16 protein-coding genes are annotated in these 18,413 nt (G+C 60.9%); 6 read left to right on the plus strand and 10 right to left on the minus strand.

Annotation, left to right across the window (positions count from 1 at the left end):
* From CGA21_RS29230 to tssB, 8 genes are all read right to left on the minus strand, one after another.
* A partial coding sequence (locus CGA21_RS29230; protein ID WP_188265649.1) for a hypothetical protein occupies positions 1–184 on the minus strand: 184 nt, incomplete at its 3' end.
* A 2-nt stretch (positions 185–186) separates the two neighbouring features.
* Positions 187–2,850, minus strand: a complete 2,664-nt coding sequence (tssH, locus tag CGA21_RS29235) for a type VI secretion system ATPase TssH (RefSeq protein WP_188265650.1) — start codon at positions 2,848–2,850, stop codon at positions 187–189.
* 142 nt (positions 2,851–2,992) lie between these two features.
* Positions 2,993–3,484 (minus strand): Hcp family type VI secretion system effector, encoded by a 492-nt coding sequence (locus CGA21_RS29240; RefSeq protein ID WP_110755165.1) that lies wholly within the window; start codon positions 3,482–3,484, stop codon positions 2,993–2,995.
* Between the two features lie 34 nt (positions 3,485–3,518).
* Positions 3,519–5,234: an OmpA family protein gene (locus tag CGA21_RS29245; protein ID WP_223194305.1), complete on the minus strand. Its 1,716-nt coding sequence runs from the start codon at positions 5,232–5,234 to the stop codon at positions 3,519–3,521.
* A 10-nt stretch (positions 5,235–5,244) separates the two neighbouring features.
* A complete protein-coding gene (gene tssL / locus CGA21_RS29250) occupies positions 5,245–5,925 on the minus strand; it encodes a type VI secretion system protein TssL, short form (RefSeq protein WP_110755167.1) in 681 nt (226 codons plus the stop codon).
* A complete protein-coding gene (gene tssK / locus CGA21_RS29255) occupies positions 5,922–7,277 on the minus strand; it encodes a type VI secretion system baseplate subunit TssK (protein WP_188265652.1) in 1,356 nt (451 codons plus the stop codon). Before tssK ends, tssL begins: the two co-directional genes overlap by 4 nt.
* Complete coding sequence (gene tssC, locus CGA21_RS29260; RefSeq protein ID WP_110755169.1) at positions 7,274–8,836, minus strand: type VI secretion system contractile sheath large subunit; 1,563 nt, start codon at positions 8,834–8,836, stop codon at positions 7,274–7,276. The genes tssK and tssC overlap by 4 nt, the downstream gene beginning before the upstream one ends.
* Positions 8,837–8,870: 34 nt before the next feature.
* A complete protein-coding gene (gene tssB / locus CGA21_RS29265) occupies positions 8,871–9,374 on the minus strand; it encodes a type VI secretion system contractile sheath small subunit (RefSeq protein WP_188265653.1) in 504 nt (167 codons plus the stop codon).
* A gap of 444 nt (positions 9,375–9,818) precedes the next feature.
* On the opposite strand from tssB, the gene CGA21_RS29270 reads away from it, so the two are divergent.
* Entirely contained in the window at positions 9,819–10,559 is a 741-nt protein-coding gene (locus CGA21_RS29270; RefSeq protein WP_110755171.1) for a hypothetical protein, read from the plus strand.
* 36 nt (positions 10,560–10,595) lie between these two features.
* Here the strand turns inward: CGA21_RS29270 and CGA21_RS29275 are convergent, their stop codons facing one another.
* Positions 10,596–11,399 (minus strand): hypothetical protein, encoded by an 804-nt coding sequence (locus CGA21_RS29275; RefSeq protein WP_110755172.1) that lies wholly within the window; start codon positions 11,397–11,399, stop codon positions 10,596–10,598.
* Between the two features lie 361 nt (positions 11,400–11,760).
* Between CGA21_RS29275 and CGA21_RS29280 the strand changes: the two genes are divergently transcribed.
* From CGA21_RS29280 to argE, 4 genes are read left to right on the plus strand one after another with little or no spacing between them, the layout of a single operon-like run.
* Complete coding sequence (locus CGA21_RS29280; protein ID WP_188265654.1) at positions 11,761–13,071, plus strand: flavin-containing monooxygenase; 1,311 nt, start codon at positions 11,761–11,763, stop codon at positions 13,069–13,071.
* 51 nt (positions 13,072–13,122) lie between these two features.
* Positions 13,123–13,539, plus strand: coding sequence for a RidA family protein (locus CGA21_RS29285; protein WP_008058648.1), 417 nt, complete (start codon positions 13,123–13,125; stop codon positions 13,537–13,539).
* An 11-nt stretch (positions 13,540–13,550) separates the two neighbouring features.
* Positions 13,551–14,228: a DUF1028 domain-containing protein gene (locus tag CGA21_RS29290; RefSeq protein ID WP_188265655.1), complete on the plus strand. Its 678-nt coding sequence runs from the start codon at positions 13,551–13,553 to the stop codon at positions 14,226–14,228.
* On the plus strand, positions 14,225–15,376 hold the full coding sequence (argE, locus tag CGA21_RS29295) for an acetylornithine deacetylase (protein ID WP_188265656.1): 1,152 nt from the start codon (positions 14,225–14,227) through the stop codon (positions 15,374–15,376). Before CGA21_RS29290 ends, argE begins: the two co-directional genes overlap by 4 nt.
* Positions 15,377–15,391: 15 nt before the next feature.
* Here the strand turns inward: argE and CGA21_RS29300 are convergent, their stop codons facing one another.
* On the minus strand, positions 15,392–16,303 hold the full coding sequence (locus CGA21_RS29300; protein ID WP_020798306.1) for a LysR substrate-binding domain-containing protein: 912 nt from the start codon (positions 16,301–16,303) through the stop codon (positions 15,392–15,394).
* 232 nt (positions 16,304–16,535) lie between these two features.
* On the opposite strand from CGA21_RS29300, the gene CGA21_RS29305 reads away from it, so the two are divergent.
* On the plus strand, positions 16,536–17,951 hold the full coding sequence (locus tag CGA21_RS29305; protein WP_188265657.1) for a purine-cytosine permease family protein: 1,416 nt from the start codon (positions 16,536–16,538) through the stop codon (positions 17,949–17,951).
* Positions 17,952–18,413: the final 462 nt, after the last annotated feature.

The raw sequence follows: 18,413 nt of genomic DNA on the forward strand, positions 1-18,413 counted from the left end.
CCTTGTTGAGCATCTTCTCGGCGCTGAGGTCTTGTTCGCTGCAGGTGAATTCGATGCGGTAGGTGAAGGGTTGGCTGAGGTGTTCTTCGCCTTCGAAGGCGAGGACGTCGAACACGGCGTCGAACCAGCGGATCGCGAACTTGTGACGGGTGTGGTTGAAGAAGATGCGCGGTTGGGTGCTCATGGTCAGGCCTCCTTGGCGACGCTTGGCATCGCTTCCTGGGAATCGATAAACCGCAGCGTGATGCCTTCATCGTCGCTGAAACCCAAGGTCACTCCCCGGGGTTGCTGATGGGCAGCCTGCCGCTGCAAAAGCTGCTGGCTAAGCACCGGCAAAATCTGCTGATTGAGCAAGCTGTCGATGTTGCGCGCGCCGGTATCGGGCAGCAGGCAGGCGGCGACCAGGGCTTGCTTGAGCGCGTTGTCGATCTGGCAGGTGAGGCCGTAGTGGCGTTGCAGGCGCTGGGCGACCTTGGCGAGTTTTTGCGCGACGATGCGCTGCATTGCGTCGCCTCGCAGAGGGCGGTAGATCAGGGTCTGGAAGCGCGCGAGCAAGGCCGGCTGGAAGTGCTCGCGCAACAGTGGCCGCAGCAACTCCTGCAGGGCGCTGTCGGGCGCTTCAGGGTATTGCTGCACGCAGGCTTGCAGTTCATCGCTGCCAAGATTGGAAGTCATGAGGATGACGGTGTTGCGAAAGTCGATTTCGCGCCCTTCACCGTCGCGCATGAAACCGCGATCGAAGACCTGGTAGAACAGGTTGAGCACGTCGCGGTGAGCCTTCTCCACTTCGTCGAGCAATACCACGCTGTAGGGGCGCCGGCGTACCGCTTCGGTGAGTACGCCACCTTGGCCGTAACCTACGTAACCCGGTGGCGAGCCCTTGAGTTGGCTGACGGTATGGGCCTCCTGGTACTCGGAGAGGTTGAGGGTAATCAACGACTGCTCGCCACCGAACAGGCAGTCGGCCAGCGCCAGGGCGGTTTCGGTCTTGCCAACGCCGCTGGTGCCTACCAGCAGGAACACGCCCAAGGGCGCCTGCTCTTCGGTCAGGCCGGTCTTGGCCGCGCGCAGGCGCCGGGCCAGGGCGCCGAGAGCGTGATCCTGGCCGACGACGCGGTCACTCAATTGTTGCTCCAGTTCAAGCAGGCTGGCCTGTTCGTCCTTGAGCAGACTGCCGAGCGGCACGCCGGTCCAGTCAGCGATCACCTCGGCCACGCTGCGTGGGTTGACGTCCAGCGAGAGCAACGGCTGGCTGCCCTGCACTTTCGCAAGCTGTTGTTGCAGCCGAGTACAAAGCGAGATCTGCAAGGGGTCAGCCTGACGTGCATCAAGCAGTTGGCGGGTAAGGTCGAGTTCGTCGCGATACTGGCGCACCAGCGCAGTGTGCTGGTCTTGCAGGTCGACCCGTTGCGCATCGATCAAGGCAAGGCGTTCGTCAACGCTGCAATCGCCGAGTTGTGCATCCTCTGCCAGTGCTTGCCGTTCAAGCCCCAGGGCCGCCTGCCCGGCTTTGAGCCTGACCAGTGCCTGAGGTTCGCAATCAAGGCTCATGCGCACCCGGGCACTGGCGGTGTCGAGCAGGTCGACGGCCTTGTCGGGCAGTTGTCGACCGGTCAGGTAACGCCGCGATAGCGTGACCGCAGCCTGCACCGCCGCATCCTGGATGTGCACGCCATGATGGCTGGCGTAACGCGCCTTCAGGCCACGCAGCATGAGGCAGGCATTGTGGTCATCCGGCTCGTCGACCTTGACCTTCTGGAAGCGTCGCTCCAGGGCGGCATCGCGCTCGAAGTACTGCTTGTATTCGCTCCAGGTAGTGGCGGCAATGGTGCGCAATTCGCCCCGGGCGAGTGCGGGCTTGAGCAGGTTTGCCGCGTCGGCACCGCCCGCCTGGTTGCCCGCGCCGATCAGGGTATGGGCCTCATCGATGAACAACAGCACCGGGTTTGCCGATTGCTGCACGGCATCGATGACATTTTTCAGGCGCTGCTCGAACTCGCCCTTGACCCCGGCACCCGCTTGCAGCAACCCCAGGTCGAGAGTGCGCACGCTGACTGGTTTGAGGCTGTCCGGAACGTTGCCCTCGACGATGCGCAGCGCCAACCCTTCGACCAGCGCGGTCTTGCCGACGCCGGGCTCACCGACCAACAGCGGATTGTTCTTGCGCCGACGACTGAGGATATCGATGACCTGGCGGATCTCATCGTCACGGCCGAATACCGGATCAATCTGCCCTTCCCGGGCCTTGGCGGTGACATCTTGGGTGAACCTGTCCAGCACGGCCTGAAAGGCATCGTGGTTGCCGATGGCGGATGAAGGCTTCCCCAGCCCATCAATCGACGCCGGTGCCTGATCAATAGCAGCCTCTTGCTGCACCTGGGGGCGCTCTTCGGAATGTTGATCGAGCAGCACGAACAAATGCTGCAATTGGGTTTTGCTGATGCTGAACAGTGGCCAGGCTGCTTCACAAGCCAGCAGTTCGGGTGACTCCAGCAACGCGCCGAGCAAGTGGGCCGAGCGCAGCTGTTCCTGGCTGTCCAGCGAGGCGCGCAGCCATGCGTTACTGATCAATTGCTGCAATTTGCCACACAGCTGCGGCTTGCTGTGAACGCTACGCGGGAGTGTGTCCAGGTGTTCAAGCAGTCCGCGCCAGAGAGCGTCCAGATCCCATTCATAGCGACGGGCGATGAGCGTCAGGTCGCCCTCACCCTGTTCAAATAACTTGAGCAACCAGTGCTCGATTCTGATGTAGCCATGGGCTCGACTTTGGCACAGAGTAGCCGCCGCGCTCAGCGCCTGGGCACAGTAGGGATTGAGACGGCGAAGCAAGCGGGAGGCGTTCTGTACCATGGGGGTACGTCCTTGTCTTGAGTGGAGTGCTTGTGATCCAGGTGCCGGCGATGAAGCTCGGTGGGCTGGCTGAGCGCCCATGCAAGGACGCTCAACACGCAACATCGAACCCGCAGGCATGTGTAACTACGGGCTCAGTGTCTTAAGCGGACTCGCGTTCGTCCCAGGCATCGGAGTGACTGAAGTTGCCCTCGGCGAACTTCCAGGTGATCTTCTCGTAACGCAACTGGACGTCTTCCAGGTGATTGTGTTTTTCCTTTGTCGGGTCCTTGATGTCGTGCATTTTCGTCACAACGCTCACGACCTTTACGTTTTCAAGTAGAACGGTGTAGTAAACGACCTCTTGGCCCGCGTCATCGATGCGATACCACTTGAACTCGGCGCTCTTGAACGTCTGTCCTTGGGACGCGCCCTTGAGCAAGTAGACGCTGGCAGCATCGATTTCCTTGGTGAACCTGAACGGAGTGTGAATCCGTGTGCCTGTCAGCTTGCCGGTGTTGTTGTCAGTGGGAATGGTCAAGCCATGATCCTGGGCCAGTACCTCGATGCTGCCCTGGCGCCCTATCACATCGACCGAACCCTTAATGTCCGCATCGCCATCATTTTTCAGCCACAGGTAAACGGGAATTGCCATGTGAAGCTCCTTCTCTCAGAACATGAATGCCGCGTTAGGCGACAGGGGGTTGCAAGTCCGATCCCGCGGCAGGGAACACGCAGGCTCCCGGCTCCGGCACCAGACGAATATCGACACGGCGGTTAGCGCTTCGCCCGGCCTCGGTGTCATTGCTGGCGATGGGCTGGCTCGCACCGAAACCCTGAACCGCAAAGCAACTTCCAGGGATGCCGCCCATGTGCTGCATCCAGTCGTGCACGGCGGCAGCTCGGGCGCGGGACAACTGCAGGTTTTGTTCGATGCTGCCGGTGGCATCGGTATGGCCGCTGATCACGATGAGCCAGCCAGGCTGGGCCTTGATGTCGACCAAGGCGTTGATCAGAACCTTCGTCGAGCCGGCTTTGAGCTGGGCGCTGCCCGTGTTGAACAACGACAGGCTGTCCAGGCGCACCGGCGTTGAATTGCCCGTAAGTCTTGGCGCCTGCAAAGGATGACGGTGACCGGCAATCGTCGACTGCAGCCGGATGCGCAAGCGCTCGCCTCGATAAAGGCCGAGTCCGAGCGCCAGGGGAGCGCCATGTCGGTAGTAGCTGTCCAGGCGCAGGGCATCCTCGCGCAGCACCGCCAGCGCCTGCTCGCGCTGAATGAATTCGGGCCGCTCGGGTTGCCCTGTCACCGGGATGGCGTCGTAACGACGCAAGTCGTCACTGACCTGGCGGACCAACAGGGTGTTCTGCCAGGCCGAGCTGGCCAACGCTGTTATCCCGGCAACGGCGAACAACCACCAGGCGATGACGTTCGCACGGCGCAAGGGAGCGCGTTGAGCCTGCATGGGAAGCAGCGCCAGCAACGGATCGGGGAAAGGCATGGATACACCCTGCCCCGGCTCAGCTTGCCTGGCGTCAAGCAGTGCAACCTTGTTGCGCAGCCATTGTTGCCACAAATTGCCCGTGACTGATTGCGCGAGCAGCGGTACGAAGGTGACAGCACAAACCTTCGGCAGACCCTCAGGATCGCGGGCACCTCGGGGCGACAAGTGAGGCAATACCGCGTGATCGAGCCATGCCACGACACTGTTCAGTTTTACGCTGGCGTGCATGCGGGCCGCGCGCGTTGCACTGTCTGCAGGGTGCCTTTGCCAGTCGGCCAGGCTGATGCAGGCTCCGGCCTCGCGTACCCTGGGACTATCCTCCGCGTCCTCCCAACTGAACCAGGCGCCTTCTGCGGCCGGGGCTTGCAAGTAAGTCGTCAACAGTAGCGGCAACGCAATGCCGCCCTTTCGGACGATACCTAGCTGATAACGCAAAGCACGCACCCGTGCAGCCAGTACGGCACTGTCGTCCTGCTCGGCCGGATTGACGATGAACATGACGCTGAGCTGCCTACTCCATTCCGGGCGCAGTGTCATCAGGCTGGTGGTGAGCGCAGGCAGTTGCTCAAGCTCGGGTACCCGCAGATAGCAACCCTGGCGGGTTGTGCGCAAGGCCAGTTGTTCCACGGGTGTCTCGCCGAACAACTCCACAAGACCATCGCCACAGACCAGCACCAACGGTTGGCGGTAGGCTGCCGGAGGCAACGATGTATTCTCGGCCAAAGTCAATGATGCGCACATTGCGCGGCGCCCCAGCCGCCTCCAAGCCAGGACCATGACGCAGACAACGGCCAGAACAGCCATTGCCCGCAACCCCCAGGTCAATGGCACGACCATCAGCAAGGCCAATGACAGCGCGCCCGCCCACAACCAGAGACCGCGCATCTGGGCCAGTGTCATTGGCCTCATTTCAGGCCTCACCAGGCAAAACCGAGTTGAGGAGATTGGCCAACAGTTGGTCAAGCCCCCACCACAAACCGACGAAGAGCATCCCCACAAGCAGACCATGGGCCAGCGGCGAATGTGTCCACAAACGCATGCGCAGTCGCTGTCCGATCTTCACTGTTGTCGCCAGCGAACGGCTGAGTCCCAAAGGTGCGACCTGCACATGGAACGCGCTCAACAACTGCTCGCGCTCAGGGTCGCCGGCATCGCGGTAACGCCCCTGGAAGCCCAGCATCAACACCCGATGGAACACCGTCAGCACCAGTGGATCAGGTGCAGGCTCACGCAAGACTTCGCGCATGTCTTCATACAGGAACTCGCCCGCCTGGTGGCGATTGAAGAACTTCGCTTGCAAGGGCTCTTTCGTCCAGGCATCGCGAGCCTGCGTTTCGATACGGAGTACGGTTTCATCGAGCAAAGCGCACTGGGCATGGCTGATGTGATCGATGCTGCGCGGGGCCAGGCCGGCGTGCTCGAGCAACTGGCGAACATGCTCGACCTGCTTGACGCAAAGGTCCCACAGCGCCGTACCATCGAGCGTTGATGCCCCCTGACGCAGTTCCACCACCAGCAGGTAGCTGTCCTGCAGCAACGCGTCGATATCCACTGCCAGTGCGGCAGGTTTTCTTGAGGCTTTCAAGTTCATGTGCGCAACACCGCGAAGAGTTCAAGTTTGACCTCGGCCAACGTGCTCGGGACGTAGAAAGCGCAGACCCCCGCAGCAAGCACCGCCTGGCCCTTGGCGTGGTCGAGATCCAGGGCGAAATACTGGTTTTCCAGCCTCAGTGGAATGGCAGCCGGGACATGGCTGAGCGACTGCAACGGCACACCGTCGAGCGCAGCGTTGATCAGCTGATCGACTTCATCCGGCGTGCCGATCTTGCACAAGCGCGGGAACTGGCTCTGCACCTGTGCTGCCGGCAAGCGGCAACGCACTGACAGATAGAAATCCGCACCTTCACGCTCACGCAGACGTGGGTCATTGAGGCTGACCCTCCAGCGATTGGCGCCGTCCTGCGTAAGCTCCAGGGCAACGACACGCGAAGGCAGGCTGGCCTCCAGCAAGGTGGAAACCAGGCGCAACAGCGGTGCAAAGACGCTTTCCAGATGCTCATGCCGGTAAGGCGGGATCTGCTCGATATCGTGTTCAAGGGAAAAGGTCAGCAGGCCTCCGGCCAACTTGGCCAGTTCCCGATAAACCTGCTCGGGATGCTGTGCCGGATGGGCCTTCAGATCAGCCAGAATCGGTTGATAGGTGTTCAAGGCATTGAGCAGCCAGAACAGCGATACATCGGCTACGGCAAAATCGGCCATGCGCTGGTTACTTTCACGACGCATGCCCATCAGCCGTTGGCGCTTGGCGGACAACTGGGTCAGCAGGTTATCCAGCTGAGCCAGCAATCCAGGATGAGCCGCGAATTCGAGCAATGGCGGCACATAAGCGCTGTCGATGCCCCATGCACCCTGCCCGTCCCGCAGCAGGCGCGCGATCGGGCAGGTCAGGTAATCGGCGTTGTCGTCGTGGGCAAAACGCAAGCTCAGCACGTGTTCGAGCACGCCGATCTGTTGCGCCTCGCCATCGTACAAATCCTGCACGTTGCGCCAGTCCTGGCGATAGCGCATCGGCCGCTCGACCTTGGTGGTATCGAGCAGACAGTTGTTGCCATTGGCCTGTTCGAGCGGCAAGGCCAATAGCACCGTAGCGTCCTGAACTTCACTGGCAAGCAGATGGGCCACTTCCAGCGCAGAAGGCAGGCGATCCACCAGATCAGTATCAATACAGGTGCCGTCAGGCATGCGCAGGCACAAACGGGTGGCCTTGAGCTTGCCCAGGCGCAGGGTCTCCAGGTCGAACGCCACCGCCTGGACACCCCAGGGATGGACCAGGGACAAATGCGCCAGACGTTCGTTGGACCAGGCTTCCCAGCGTGCCTGTTGCTGGAACTGCTGGGGGCACAGCAGTGCCCCCGCAGACCATACGGGACGGTCGATTTTCAAGACCCGGTTACTCCGCGACCGCCGCCGGCCTTGAGCTTGGGCATCTGCGACACCAGCGAAAGATTGACGTCCATGCCCTCCACCTGGAAGTGCGGCACGGCATACAGCTTGACGCGGAAGAAGCCCGGGTTGTCCTCGATGTCTTCCACGGTCACCTTGGCATCACGCAGCGGATGCGAGGCCTGCAGGTCGTCGCCCGGGTCGGTCATTTCGGTCACCAGCCCGCCGATCCACTTGTTCAGTTCCAGTTCGAGCAAGCGCCGGTCCTTGGTGGTGCCGATGTTCTCGCGCTGGATCAGCTTCAGGTAATGCGCGATCCGCGACAGCAGGAAAATGTACGGCAGGCGCGAATTGATCCGGCTGTTGGCGGTCGCATCGGCGGTGTCATACAGGGCAGCTTTCTGAGTTGAGTTGGCCGAGAAGAAGCACGCGTAGTCGCGGTTCTTGTAATACGACAGCGGGATGAAACCGAGGTCCGCGAATTCGAATTCGCGGGTCTCCGGGATCATGACTTCCGAAGGGATCTTCACCTGGTTGCCGGTGCCAAGGTCGTACAGGTGGATCGGCAATTCAGTGACTGCGCCGCCCGACTGCGGCCCGCGGATCTGCACGCACCAGCCATTGGCGATGAAGCTCTTGACCATGTTGGCGGCAAAGGCGAACGAGGCGCTGGTCCACAAGTACTTGTCGTGGTCAGGGCCCTTGACGCTCTCGACATAGTTGAAGCTGCGCACCGGGACGGTGTCCGGCCCATAAGGCAGGCGCCCCAGGACACGGGGCATGACCAGGCCGATGTAGCGGGCGTCGTCACTGTCGCGAAACGCTTTCCATTTCAGGTATTCGGCACGGTCAAAATAGTTGCCGATGTCCTTGATGGCGGCCACTTCTTCCATCGAGCGCTTGCCGAAGAAGGCCGGGCCGACCGTGCCAATGAAGGGCATGTGCGCGGCGGCCGCGACTTTGGAAATGTTGCGCAGCAGGGCGATATCCTGCGGCCTGCAATCGAACTCATAGTTGGAGATTGCGGCGGCAATGGGCTCCCCACCCGGAGTGTCGTACTCCTGGGTGTAGGTATGCATGTACAGGCCGCTTTGGGCAATTTCCGGTGCATCGTCGAAATCCTGGACCAGATGCTCCTTACTGATATCGAGCAATTCAATGCGCACGTTCTGACGAAAATCGGTCTGGTCGACCAGCGACTTGACCCCGCGCCAGGTTGACTCGACTCGCTGGAAATCGGGGTGGTGCATCACCGCATCGAGTTGCCGGCTGATTTGCGCATCCAAGGCTGCAATATGTTCGTCCAGCAGCACTTTATCCAGGCGTTCGACTTTCTGCGAAGACTGCTTAAGCAGTTCAAGGAACACACTGACTGCCGCCGTGACTCGCTCATCAGCGGACACTTCGGACAGCGCCTCGGTATTTTGAAATACCTCGATACTACTCAGCGTTTCGATTGGGTGGAGATTGATTTTTCCAAACAGCGCGCCATATACGCCCTTTTCTTCCGACAACACTGTAGCGCCGCGCGATTGCACGTTAGAACTTTCGATGGACATTAAGGTAAATTCCCTTTAAACGAACCGAAGTGGATTAACGATTTTCTTCCGGCACCAGCGCGGCCAACTCGGCTCGCAACTCGTCACTTAGCGCATCATCCTTGAGGATACGTTCCAGCTCATGACGAAAGGTGGCATTGTCCAGCAGGTTCGACTTGAGGTCGCGCAAGAGGTTGCGCATAGCCAAAAGCGCGCGCAGGTGCGGGATTTGCCGCGCTACCTGCTCCGGTTCGAAGTCCTTCATGTGCTGGAAACTCAACTCGACCGAGGTGTCGCCAGCGTCATCGGCCAGGGTGTTTTCCACGGCCACTTTCAAGACCGGAGTAAACTCAGCCAAGACGCTATCAAAGTTGTTTTTGTTGATTGAGAACTTGCTCCGAGCGGATAAAGAACGCTGTTCCCTGCCATTACTGTAGTCACCCATGACCATCAGCTTGAGCGGTAATTCGACTTTCTTCTGCGCACCGCCGGTATGCAGGTCGAGTTTTATATTGACCCGCGCCTTCGGCACTTCATTCTGGAAACTGCTTGAAGCCATAACCCCTCCCGTTTTATCGTGACAGCCACTGCCCTGGCAACAATTTGCAAGACCCGGCGAGATAATTCTAGACAGTCAAAAAAAAAGTTTTCGCTGTAACTTTAAAACTTCATTTCAATATAAATCCATGCACAAGATTTTTTTCGCTCTCCTACAACAACAGTGAACTATCCTACTTCCACATTCCACCCCTCCAATGCACTTTGGGAAATTTCGCACTTAAATACGGAAACTGCCTACAAATAAGCACGATGGCACAGGTGGGAGCCGGCCGGTTGGCCGCCTTGCAGTTGGCGCCATTGATACAACCCGGTTACTCGCCTGTAACGCCATGACACTTGGGCACCCTGCCCCTTGCGCCTAGATTGAAACCTTCGATGGACCGACCGGCTAGACCGCTCGCGCCCACCGACTGCCCAACACACCACCAAGGAAGAGGGAGCCATGAGCAAATCAATCGCTGTCAGCCAACAAAGCCAGCAGCTTCACAACGATGTGCAAGAAGCCGTCAAGTCGATCATGGGTGCAACCACCGCGCTGAAGTCCACCGATTACGGTCGGGTCTTCAGGTCCGTCCTGGCGGCTTCACAAAAAACCGTCACCATTGAAATTGCCCCCGGCGACCTGACCCTGCTGAAAAAGTCCGGCTACAAGCTGTGCTTTGCCAAGAAAGTCGGCACGGCCGACTACAACGTGGTCTGGCAGTCCTACAGTGCTTACCTCAGCAACAACGAATTCAGCTGGACGCCGCTGTATCAGCTGTTCGCCTCCAACGTGTTCAAGGAAAACGTGCAAGTCAAAGTCTCGACCAATATCGTCAATATCGGTCTGGGGCAAACTTCGACACTCGATGAGCACGGCCTGCTGAGCCCGGCAGTAACGGGCGGCCCTGAGGTGTCCGTGACGTTCGTCAACAACTTCGCGCCGATCCATCCTGGCATCAACCAGTTGTCCACCGGCATCGATGGCAACCAGGTCAGCACGCCGATCTACGTGGCCGTCAATCAGGTGGTCACCGGCAACACCGTACTGACCCCCGTGGAAACCATCCTCGTGTGGTTCGAACAGGATGTGCAGACCAGCACCATGTTCAGTACCTCACGCTCCAAGGCGATCGAAATCGACCTGACGTTCGATAACACCGCAGGTCGCCTTTACGAAGGCGGTCAATGGAAAACCGTTTGACGGGCGCACACCGGGGCAACCTCGCGGTTGCCCCGTCTATTCGTCGAACGTGCCTCGTGCAAAATAGCCCGTCAACGACAGACAGATAGAGGCTGCCAGGTCCTCCTGGGTAGCGATGCCATAGGGTTGGTTGCGATCGAACTGTGCAGACCAGCGAATCCTCCCCTGCGCCACATCCACCAACCGCAGCGACGCCCGGACCCGCGCCGGCTCGACCCGTACGCTGCCTTCCAGGCAATAGCAGTAACGGCCGCCACACCGCGCATCCGCTGTTTTCACAGGGCTGCGCGGCATCCTTATCAACACGTGGTTGCCACCGGTCTGTGCCTGCTCGAACGACTCGAACAGGCGACAACTGAGCTCCTCGCACAAGCCACGGGTAAAGTCATCGCCCTCACGGGTAATGCAGGTAAAGGGCTGGATCTGCAACACAGGATGGTGCGCGGTCAATGAGTGGGGCCGCAGCCGCTGATAGGCCAGGCGATAACAACCGGGTGGAATGCTCAGCCTCACAGGCTCCTGCCGCCCCACCGTGGCGTAATGGCTGGCGAGTTTGCGGCGCAGCCGCCCCACCTGCACCCGCACCACCGGATCGTCACCGGTGCAATACACCGCCGGATCCCGACGAAACACGGCGATGCCAATGGCGTGCTCGGTCAGGGGGATAGTGGGCGATTGCAGGTCGTGCTCGACCAGAAAACGCAGCAGGCTGCCCATGCGCCTGGACCTGGCGAACAACGGACTGGCCAGCAGCAACGCCAGCACCTGCTCCATCTCATCAGGATCGAGCGGCACGGCAGTACCCTCGGCACTTGCAGGACCTGTATTTTTGATCACCATTGCCTGCCTCCGTGCAGGTTGCCGACAATCGTTTGCCCCTTCCAGTGAAGGGGGATGTGGGTACGGGAGTCCTACTCCCTGGCCACGTGTGACACCGGCCATAGGCAGGCCAGGACGTGGCAAGGTCGAAGCTTAGCAGCCGTGATGGAACGGGCAGGATATTGCAGTGTTTACAGCGTTCGGGCCGACGAACGTTCAATCCCAAGCCCGGTCAATCCGCCGCCCCAAACGCTCTGCATCAATTATTTATACTCAAATGCCAGCTTAATAATATTTTACCGATATCAGGCTGATCCCTAGTCTTGAGCCCAAGAAATGGCAGGTCGACGCAGACCTTAATCCAACTTCGAAGGGCAAAGAGATGACCATTGATAAAACAATAATAGATACCTTGATTGTTGGCGCCGGCCAGGCCGGCGTCGCCATGAGTGAACACCTGAGCAAGCTCGGCGTGCCGCACCTGGTGCTGGAGCGCAACCGTATCGCCGAGCGCTGGCGCACCGGCCGCTGGGATTCGCTGGTGGCCAATGGTCCGGCCTGGCACGACCGTTTTCCGGGCCTGGAATTCGACGATATCAGCCCCGATAGTTTTGCCCCCAAGGAGCGCGTGGCCGATTACTTCGAAGCGTATGCCCGCAAGTTCAAGGCGCCGATCCGCACCGGCGTGGAAGTGAAGAAAGTCGAACGCAATGTCGGCCGCCCGGGCTTCACCATCGAGACCTCCCAAGGCGTGATCGAGGCCAGCCGCGTGGTGGCTGCCACGGGGCCCTTCCAGCGTCCGGTGATCCCGCCGATCGCCCCCAAAGATGCACAATTACTGCAGATCCACTCCGCCGACTATCGCAATCCCGGACAATTGCCCGAGGGCGCCGTGCTGGTGGTGGGCGCAGGTTCCTCGGGGGTGCAGATCGCCGATGAACTGCAGCGCTCGGGCAAGCAGGTCTACCTGTCGGTGGGGGCCCACGATCGCCCGCCCCGCGCCTATCGCAATCGCGATTTCTGCTGGTGGCTGGGCGTGCTCGGCGAATGGGACCAGGCCGCCATGAAACCCGGTCGCGAACACGTGACCATCGCCGTCAGTGGCGCCCAGGGTGGTCGCACCGTGGATTTCCGTGGCCTGGCGCATGCCGGCATGGTGCTGGTGGGCCTGACCCAAGCGTTCAATGGCAGCGTGGCGACCTTCCAGCCGAACCTGGCGGAGAACCTGGCGCGGGGCGATGAGAACTACCTGGCGCTGCTCGATGCCGCCGATGCCTACATTGAACGCAATGGCCTGGACCTGCCGGAAGAACCCGAGGCGCGTCATACCTTCCCGGAGCCGGACTGTGTCACCCAGCCGATCCTCGAGCTCGACCTGGCCAAGGCCGGCGTGACATCGATCATCTGGGCCACCGGTTTTGCCGTGGACTACAGCTGGCTGAAGGTCGACGCCTTTGACGACAACGGCAAGCCGCAGCACCAGCGCGGTGTGTCCAGCGAACCTGGCGTGTATTTCCTTGGCCTGCCCTGGCAGTCCCGCCGTGGCTCCTCGTTCATCTGGGGCGTGTGGCATGACGCCAAGTATGTGGCTGATCACATCGCCATCCAGCGCACCTACCTCGAGTACCGCGATGCTGGCCAACGGGAGGCCGAAAACGCCCCGGCCGCTAACAAGACAACCGTCAGCGCTTGATATCTGCCCGGCGCGTGAACCGCGCCGGGCCCCATACTTCAGGAGTTTTAAATGACTACGCCAACCCATACCCGCATCCGCATGTTCAACACCAAGGAAACCTACCCGAACCAGAGCCTGGACAACGACCTGTGCCAGGCCGTCCGCGCCGGCAATACCGTCTATGTGCGTGGCCAGGTCGGCACCGATTTCGAAGGTAACCTCGTTGGCCTCGGCGATCCGCGGGCACAGACCGAGCAAGCCATGCGCAACGTCAAGCAACTGCTGGAAGAAGCCGGCAGCGACCTGAGCCACATCGTCAAGACCACCACCTACCTGATCGACCCGCGCTACCGCGAACCGGTGTATCAGGAAGTGGGCAAGTGGCTCAAAGGCGTGTTCCCGATTTCCACCGGGCTGGTGGTGACGGCATTGGGTCAGCCGCAGTGGCTGATGGAGATTGATGTAATCGCGGTGATCCCGGAATAAGGAGCACAGCCATGACCTTTTCCATCGCCGCCCGCTGCCCCGAAACCGGCCAGTTCGGCATCGCCATCAGCTCCTCGAGCATCGCCGTCGGCGCCCGCTGCCCCTGGTTGCTGCCCGGTGTGGGTGCCGTCTCCACGCAAAACATCACCCTGCCCTCCCTTGGCCCGGAAACCCTCGCCCTGATGGAGCAAGGCCTCGCACCTGCCGGGGCCCTGGACAAGGTGCTGACACGCAACGGCTACAGCCAGTACCGGCAGATCATTGCCATCGACCACCTCGGCCGCACCGCGCACTTCAGCGGTGCGCAAACCCTGGGCAAGCACAATGCGGTGTCCGGCGAGCAATGCGTGGCGGCCGGCAACATGCTCGCGGCCCCCGGCGTAATCGAGGCCATGGTCAGCGCCTTCGAACAGGCCGAAGGCCATCTGGCCGACCGATTGCTCGCGGCGATGCAAGGTGGCATGGCGGCCGGTGGCGAAGCCGGGCCGGTGCATTCGGCTGCGGTGCTGGTTGTCGGGGAACTGACCTGGCCGATCGTCAACCTGCGGGTCGACTGGGCCGATGAAGACCCGATTGGCCAGCTGCAAAAACTCTGGCAGGCCTACCGTCCGCAAGTCCAGGACTATATCGACCGCGCCCTGGCGCCCGACAGGTCCCCTGGCTATGGTGTCGCCGGAGACGATCGATGAGCGCCAGCCGCGATCTGCTCGCAACGCTGGTGGCGTTCGACACCACCAGCCGCGAATCCAACCTGCACCTGATCGAGTTTGTCCGCGACTACCTCGCAGGTTTCGATGTGCCGTGCCAACTGGTCTACAACCAGGAGCGCAGCAAGGCCAATCTGTTTGCCACGATCGGCCCGGCGGACCGGCCAGGCATCGTGCTCTCGGGGCACACCGACGTGGTGCCCGTCGACGGCCAGCCGTGGACCGTTGCGCCGTTCCAGCTCACCGAACTAGGGGGCAAACTGTACGGTCGCGGCACGGCGGACATGAAGGGCTACATCGCCTGCGTGCTCGCCCTGGTGCCATCGCTGGTGCAGGCCTCGTTGCGACTGCCGGTGCATATCGCCCTGTCCTACGATGAAGAAGTCGGCTGCCTGGGCGTACGCTCCCTGCTCAAGGCCCTGGAACAACGACCGGTCAAACCCATGCTGTGCATCATTGGCGAACCCACCGAACTCAAACCGGTGCTGGGCCACAAGGGCAAGCTGGCGATGCGCTGTGACATCCACGGTCACGCCTGCCATTCGGCCTACGCCCCGCTTGGGGTGAATGCCATCGAATACGCGGCCGAGCTGGTCAGTGAACTGGGGCGCATCGGCCAACGGCTCAAGGCCCCCGAGCTCCATGACGCGCGTTTCGATCCACCGTTCTCCACGGTGCAGACCGGCGTGATTGGCGGCGGCAAGGCCTTGAACATCGTCCCGGCCGACTGCCGCTTCGACTTCGAAGTACGCGCCCTGCCCTCACATGACCCGCGCCGGGTGGCGCAGGAACTGCAGGCCTACGCCGAGCAGCAACTGTTGCCGCGCATGCGCGCCGTGAGTGAGCACAGCGAGATCCGTTTCAGTGAATTGTCGGCGTACCCCGGCCTGGCCACCGATGCCCGCAGCGAAGCCGCTGAATTGATCGCTGCATTTTCCGGTTCCCGGGACTTCGGCACGGTGGCGTTCGGCACCGAGGGCGGCCTGTTCGATGCGGCGGGAATCCCGACGGTGGTGTGTGGCCCGGGCAGCATGGAGCAAGGCCATAAACCCGATGAGTTCGTCAGCCTGGAACAACTACAGGGCTGCGATGCGATGCTGCAACGGATGCTGTTGGCGATCAGCAACTGATAACTGGCCCAGGACTCAGGTGTAGAGTCGGGCCAGTTCTTCCTGACAGTAGTCCACGAACAGCTGCACCGGCTTGGTCAGCTGCGCCCTGCGCAACCACGCCGCGGACAACCCGGAGCCGGTCACGGCTTCGGCCAGCGGCACGCACACGACTTTTTGCCCGTCATAGGTGTATTCGGAAAACGGTTTGGTCACCAGGATCGAAAAGCCGAAACCCCGTCCTACCATCCCCCGTACCATTTCGATCGAAGGCGAACTGAAGACGATATTGGGCGTCAGCCCGCGCTCTTCGAAGATGCTCACGAAATAGGTTCGGCTGGGCACCACATCCAGCAGGATCATCGGCTCCAGCACCAGGTCGTGCAGCGAAACTTTCGCCTGCTGCGCGAAGCGGTGGTCCGCGGGAAGCAAGGCGTAGGGTTGCTGCGGCGGCATCAGTGCCACCGTCTCGATCGTGCTGTCCAGGTCGTGTTCGAAGACCATGGCCATGTCGATACTGCCGGCGGTCAACGCTTGCACCAACTCCTGCTGCTCGCCATCGCGAATGCGGATTTCCACCCCCGGCCAACGTGCCTTGAAACCGGCGATCAGGCGCGGCAGGTACAGCGGCGCCACGGTTTCAAAACAGCCGATGTCAATCTGCCCCGCCACCACGTCGTTGTCCGCCAGGGCATTTTGCTCAAACTCATGGGCGACCCGCAGCAGCTCCTGGGCCTTGCGGTAGAACCGCGAGCCGCTCGGCGTCAGTGAGACGCCCTGGGCGTGATGGCGGATGAACAGTTGCACGCCAAAACTCTCTTCCAGGTGCTTGATCGCCGTCGACACCGATGGCTGCGCGATATAGAGCTTGCGCGAAGCCTCGGCCACGCTGCCGCAGTCGGCCGTTGTGACGAAATATCTGAGTTGGCGCAGGTTGTAAGCGGCCATGGGGACCTCCGGAAAGTCAAGGAATCGACAGCGCCCACAAGGGTTTTGCGTCAAGGCTGAACATACCGGAGGCGAGCGCAGCCACGGCATATATTTTTTAAGGTTTGAGGCAACAAACTTACTAATTTATCTATCCCGATCCATTGCACATGATCGCTCCAACAAGAAAAGCGTCGTTCGCGCGGCGCTCACCGAAGTACGTCCACGTACTCACTTTGCCTTGGAGTTCATCATGGTAACCACTGCAGCAACGAGCGCCCCGCTCATCGAGAAACACACGATCGGCTACGTGCCGCCGCAAGATCGTCATGGCAAGACCCGAGACCTGTTCACCCTGTGGTTCGGTGGCAACATCGCCCCCTTGCCCATCGTCACCGGCGCCCTCGGCGTGCAGATGTTCCACCTGAACCTGGTCTGGGGCATCGTCGCCATCCTCGTTGGCCACCTGGTCGGCGGCGTGCTGATGGCCCTGCACTCGGCCCAGGGACCGCAGATGGGTATCCCGCAGATGATCCAGAGCCGCGCCCAGTTCGGCTCCCTGGGTGCGCTGCTGGTGGTGCTGATCGCCGGCGTCATGTACATCGGCTTCTTCGCGTCCAACATCGTGCTGGCCGGCAAATCCCTGCACGGCGTGGTTGATAGTGTGCCGGTACCGGTGGGCATCGTCATTGGTGCCCTGGGTTCGGGCATCATCGGCATCATCGGCTATCGCTTCATCCACGTGCTCAACCGTATCGGCACCTGGGTATTGGGCATCGGCATCGTGCTGGGCTTCGGTTACATCCTGACCCACGTGCAGACGGACGATTTCCTCACCCGTGGCGGTTTCAACATTTCCGGCTGGCTGGCAACGGTTTCCCTGGCCGCGCTGTGGCAAATCGCCTTCGCACCCTACGTGTCCGACTACTCGCGCTACCTGCCGGCCAACGTGCCCGTGGCGGCTACCTTCTGGACCACCTACCTGGGCACGGTGCTCGGTTCCAGCCTCTCGTTTGTCTTCGGCGCCGTCGCCGTACTGGCCACGCCGGTCGGCATGGACACCATGGACGCGGTCAAGCTCGCCACCGGATCCATCGGCCCGCTGATGCTGGTGCTGTTCCTGCTCAGCGTCATCAGCCACAACGCGCTCAACCTCTATGGCGCCGTGCTGTCGCTGATCACCCTGGTACAAACCTTCGCCTACCGCTGGATCCCCACCGCCAAGAGCCGCGCCGTGCTCTCGGTCATTGTGCTCGCGGCCTGCTGCTTTGCCGCCGTCGGTGCCTCCGCTGACTTCATCGGCCACTTCGTCGACATGGTGTTGGTATTGCTGGTGGTGTTGGTGCCGTGGACGGCGATCAACCTGATCGACTTCTACGCCATTCACAAAGGCAAGTACGACATCGATTCGATCTTCCACGTCGATGGCGGTATCTACGGTCGCTACAATCCCCAGGCGCTGCTCGCCTACGCGATCGGCATCGTGGTGCAGATCCCGTTCATGAACACGCCGCTGTACGTCGGACCGATTTCCGAGCACATCAACGGCGCGGATTTGTCCTGGTTGGTGGGCCTGTTGATTACGTCGCCGCTGTACTGGTGGCTGGCCAATCGTGACAGTGCGTACAAGCGTCGGTTGACGGGCGGGAAGCTGGCGGGCAACGTTTAATCGCGCCGATAACCCGCATGATGAAGCCCCGCAGATTTGTAGTTTAGGCTGGGTGTATATCCGTTGCTGCGGTAACGGCTACTTAGGGTTTGGCCCTTACGGCGAGTCACTTGGAAAAACGGAACGCCGCCCGGCCCTAAGTAACCAAGGGCTCTTGCCCCTGGCGTTCGGTGGCTCGCTAGGGCTCGCCATACCCTCGCTCCGGTCCTGCTCCGTGGGTCGCCGCGATGGGCCATCCATGGCCCAGCGCGGCTAAACCGGCATCCTTGCCGGTTTACCCACTGCGCAGAACCTCCACTCGGCCTCTCGATATAGGTTGTCCGTTCCTTTCCTCCTCCATACTTCGGTGTCTGGAAGTCAGTTTTGATCAGGGAAGGAACATGCACCTGTGGGCTACGAATATGCCTCTCAAGCACGTGATGATTACCCCCTCACTTTCGAGCCCCCAGGTGCGCTTGCGCC

Source organism: Pseudomonas sp. PSB11 (genome assembly GCF_014596605.1).
In the GTDB taxonomy this organism is placed as follows: Bacteria; Pseudomonadota; Gammaproteobacteria; order Pseudomonadales; family Pseudomonadaceae; genus Aquipseudomonas; species Aquipseudomonas umsongensis.

Excerpts from the sequence above, each read along its gene's own strand:
- tssH (WP_188265650.1), bottom strand. The coding sequence starts at position 2,850 with ATGGTACAGAACGCCTCCCGCTTGCTTCGCCGTCTCAATCCCTACTGT.
- CGA21_RS29240 (WP_110755165.1), bottom strand. The coding sequence starts at position 3,484 with ATGGCAATTCCCGTTTACCTGTGGCTGAAAAATGATGGCGATGCGGAC.
- CGA21_RS29245 (WP_223194305.1), bottom strand. The coding sequence starts at position 5,234 with ATGACACTGGCCCAGATGCGCGGTCTCTGGTTGTGGGCGGGCGCGCTG.
- tssL (WP_110755167.1), bottom strand. The coding sequence starts at position 5,925 with ATGAACTTGAAAGCCTCAAGAAAACCTGCCGCACTGGCAGTGGATATC.
- tssC (WP_110755169.1), bottom strand. The coding sequence starts at position 8,836 with ATGTCCATCGAAAGTTCTAACGTGCAATCGCGCGGCGCTACAGTGTTG.
- tssB (WP_188265653.1), bottom strand. The coding sequence starts at position 9,374 with ATGGCTTCAAGCAGTTTCCAGAATGAAGTGCCGAAGGCGCGGGTCAAT.
- CGA21_RS29270 (WP_110755171.1), top strand. The coding sequence starts at position 9,819 with ATGAGCAAATCAATCGCTGTCAGCCAACAAAGCCAGCAGCTTCACAAC.
- CGA21_RS29275 (WP_110755172.1), bottom strand. The coding sequence starts at position 11,399 with ATGGTGATCAAAAATACAGGTCCTGCAAGTGCCGAGGGTACTGCCGTG.
- CGA21_RS29280 (WP_188265654.1), top strand. The coding sequence starts at position 11,761 with ATGACCATTGATAAAACAATAATAGATACCTTGATTGTTGGCGCCGGC.
- CGA21_RS29285 (WP_008058648.1), top strand. The coding sequence starts at position 13,123 with ATGACTACGCCAACCCATACCCGCATCCGCATGTTCAACACCAAGGAA.
- CGA21_RS29290 (WP_188265655.1), top strand. The coding sequence starts at position 13,551 with ATGACCTTTTCCATCGCCGCCCGCTGCCCCGAAACCGGCCAGTTCGGC.
- argE (WP_188265656.1), top strand. The coding sequence starts at position 14,225 with ATGAGCGCCAGCCGCGATCTGCTCGCAACGCTGGTGGCGTTCGACACC.
- CGA21_RS29300 (WP_020798306.1), bottom strand. The coding sequence starts at position 16,303 with ATGGCCGCTTACAACCTGCGCCAACTCAGATATTTCGTCACAACGGCC.
- CGA21_RS29305 (WP_188265657.1), top strand. The coding sequence starts at position 16,536 with ATGGTAACCACTGCAGCAACGAGCGCCCCGCTCATCGAGAAACACACG.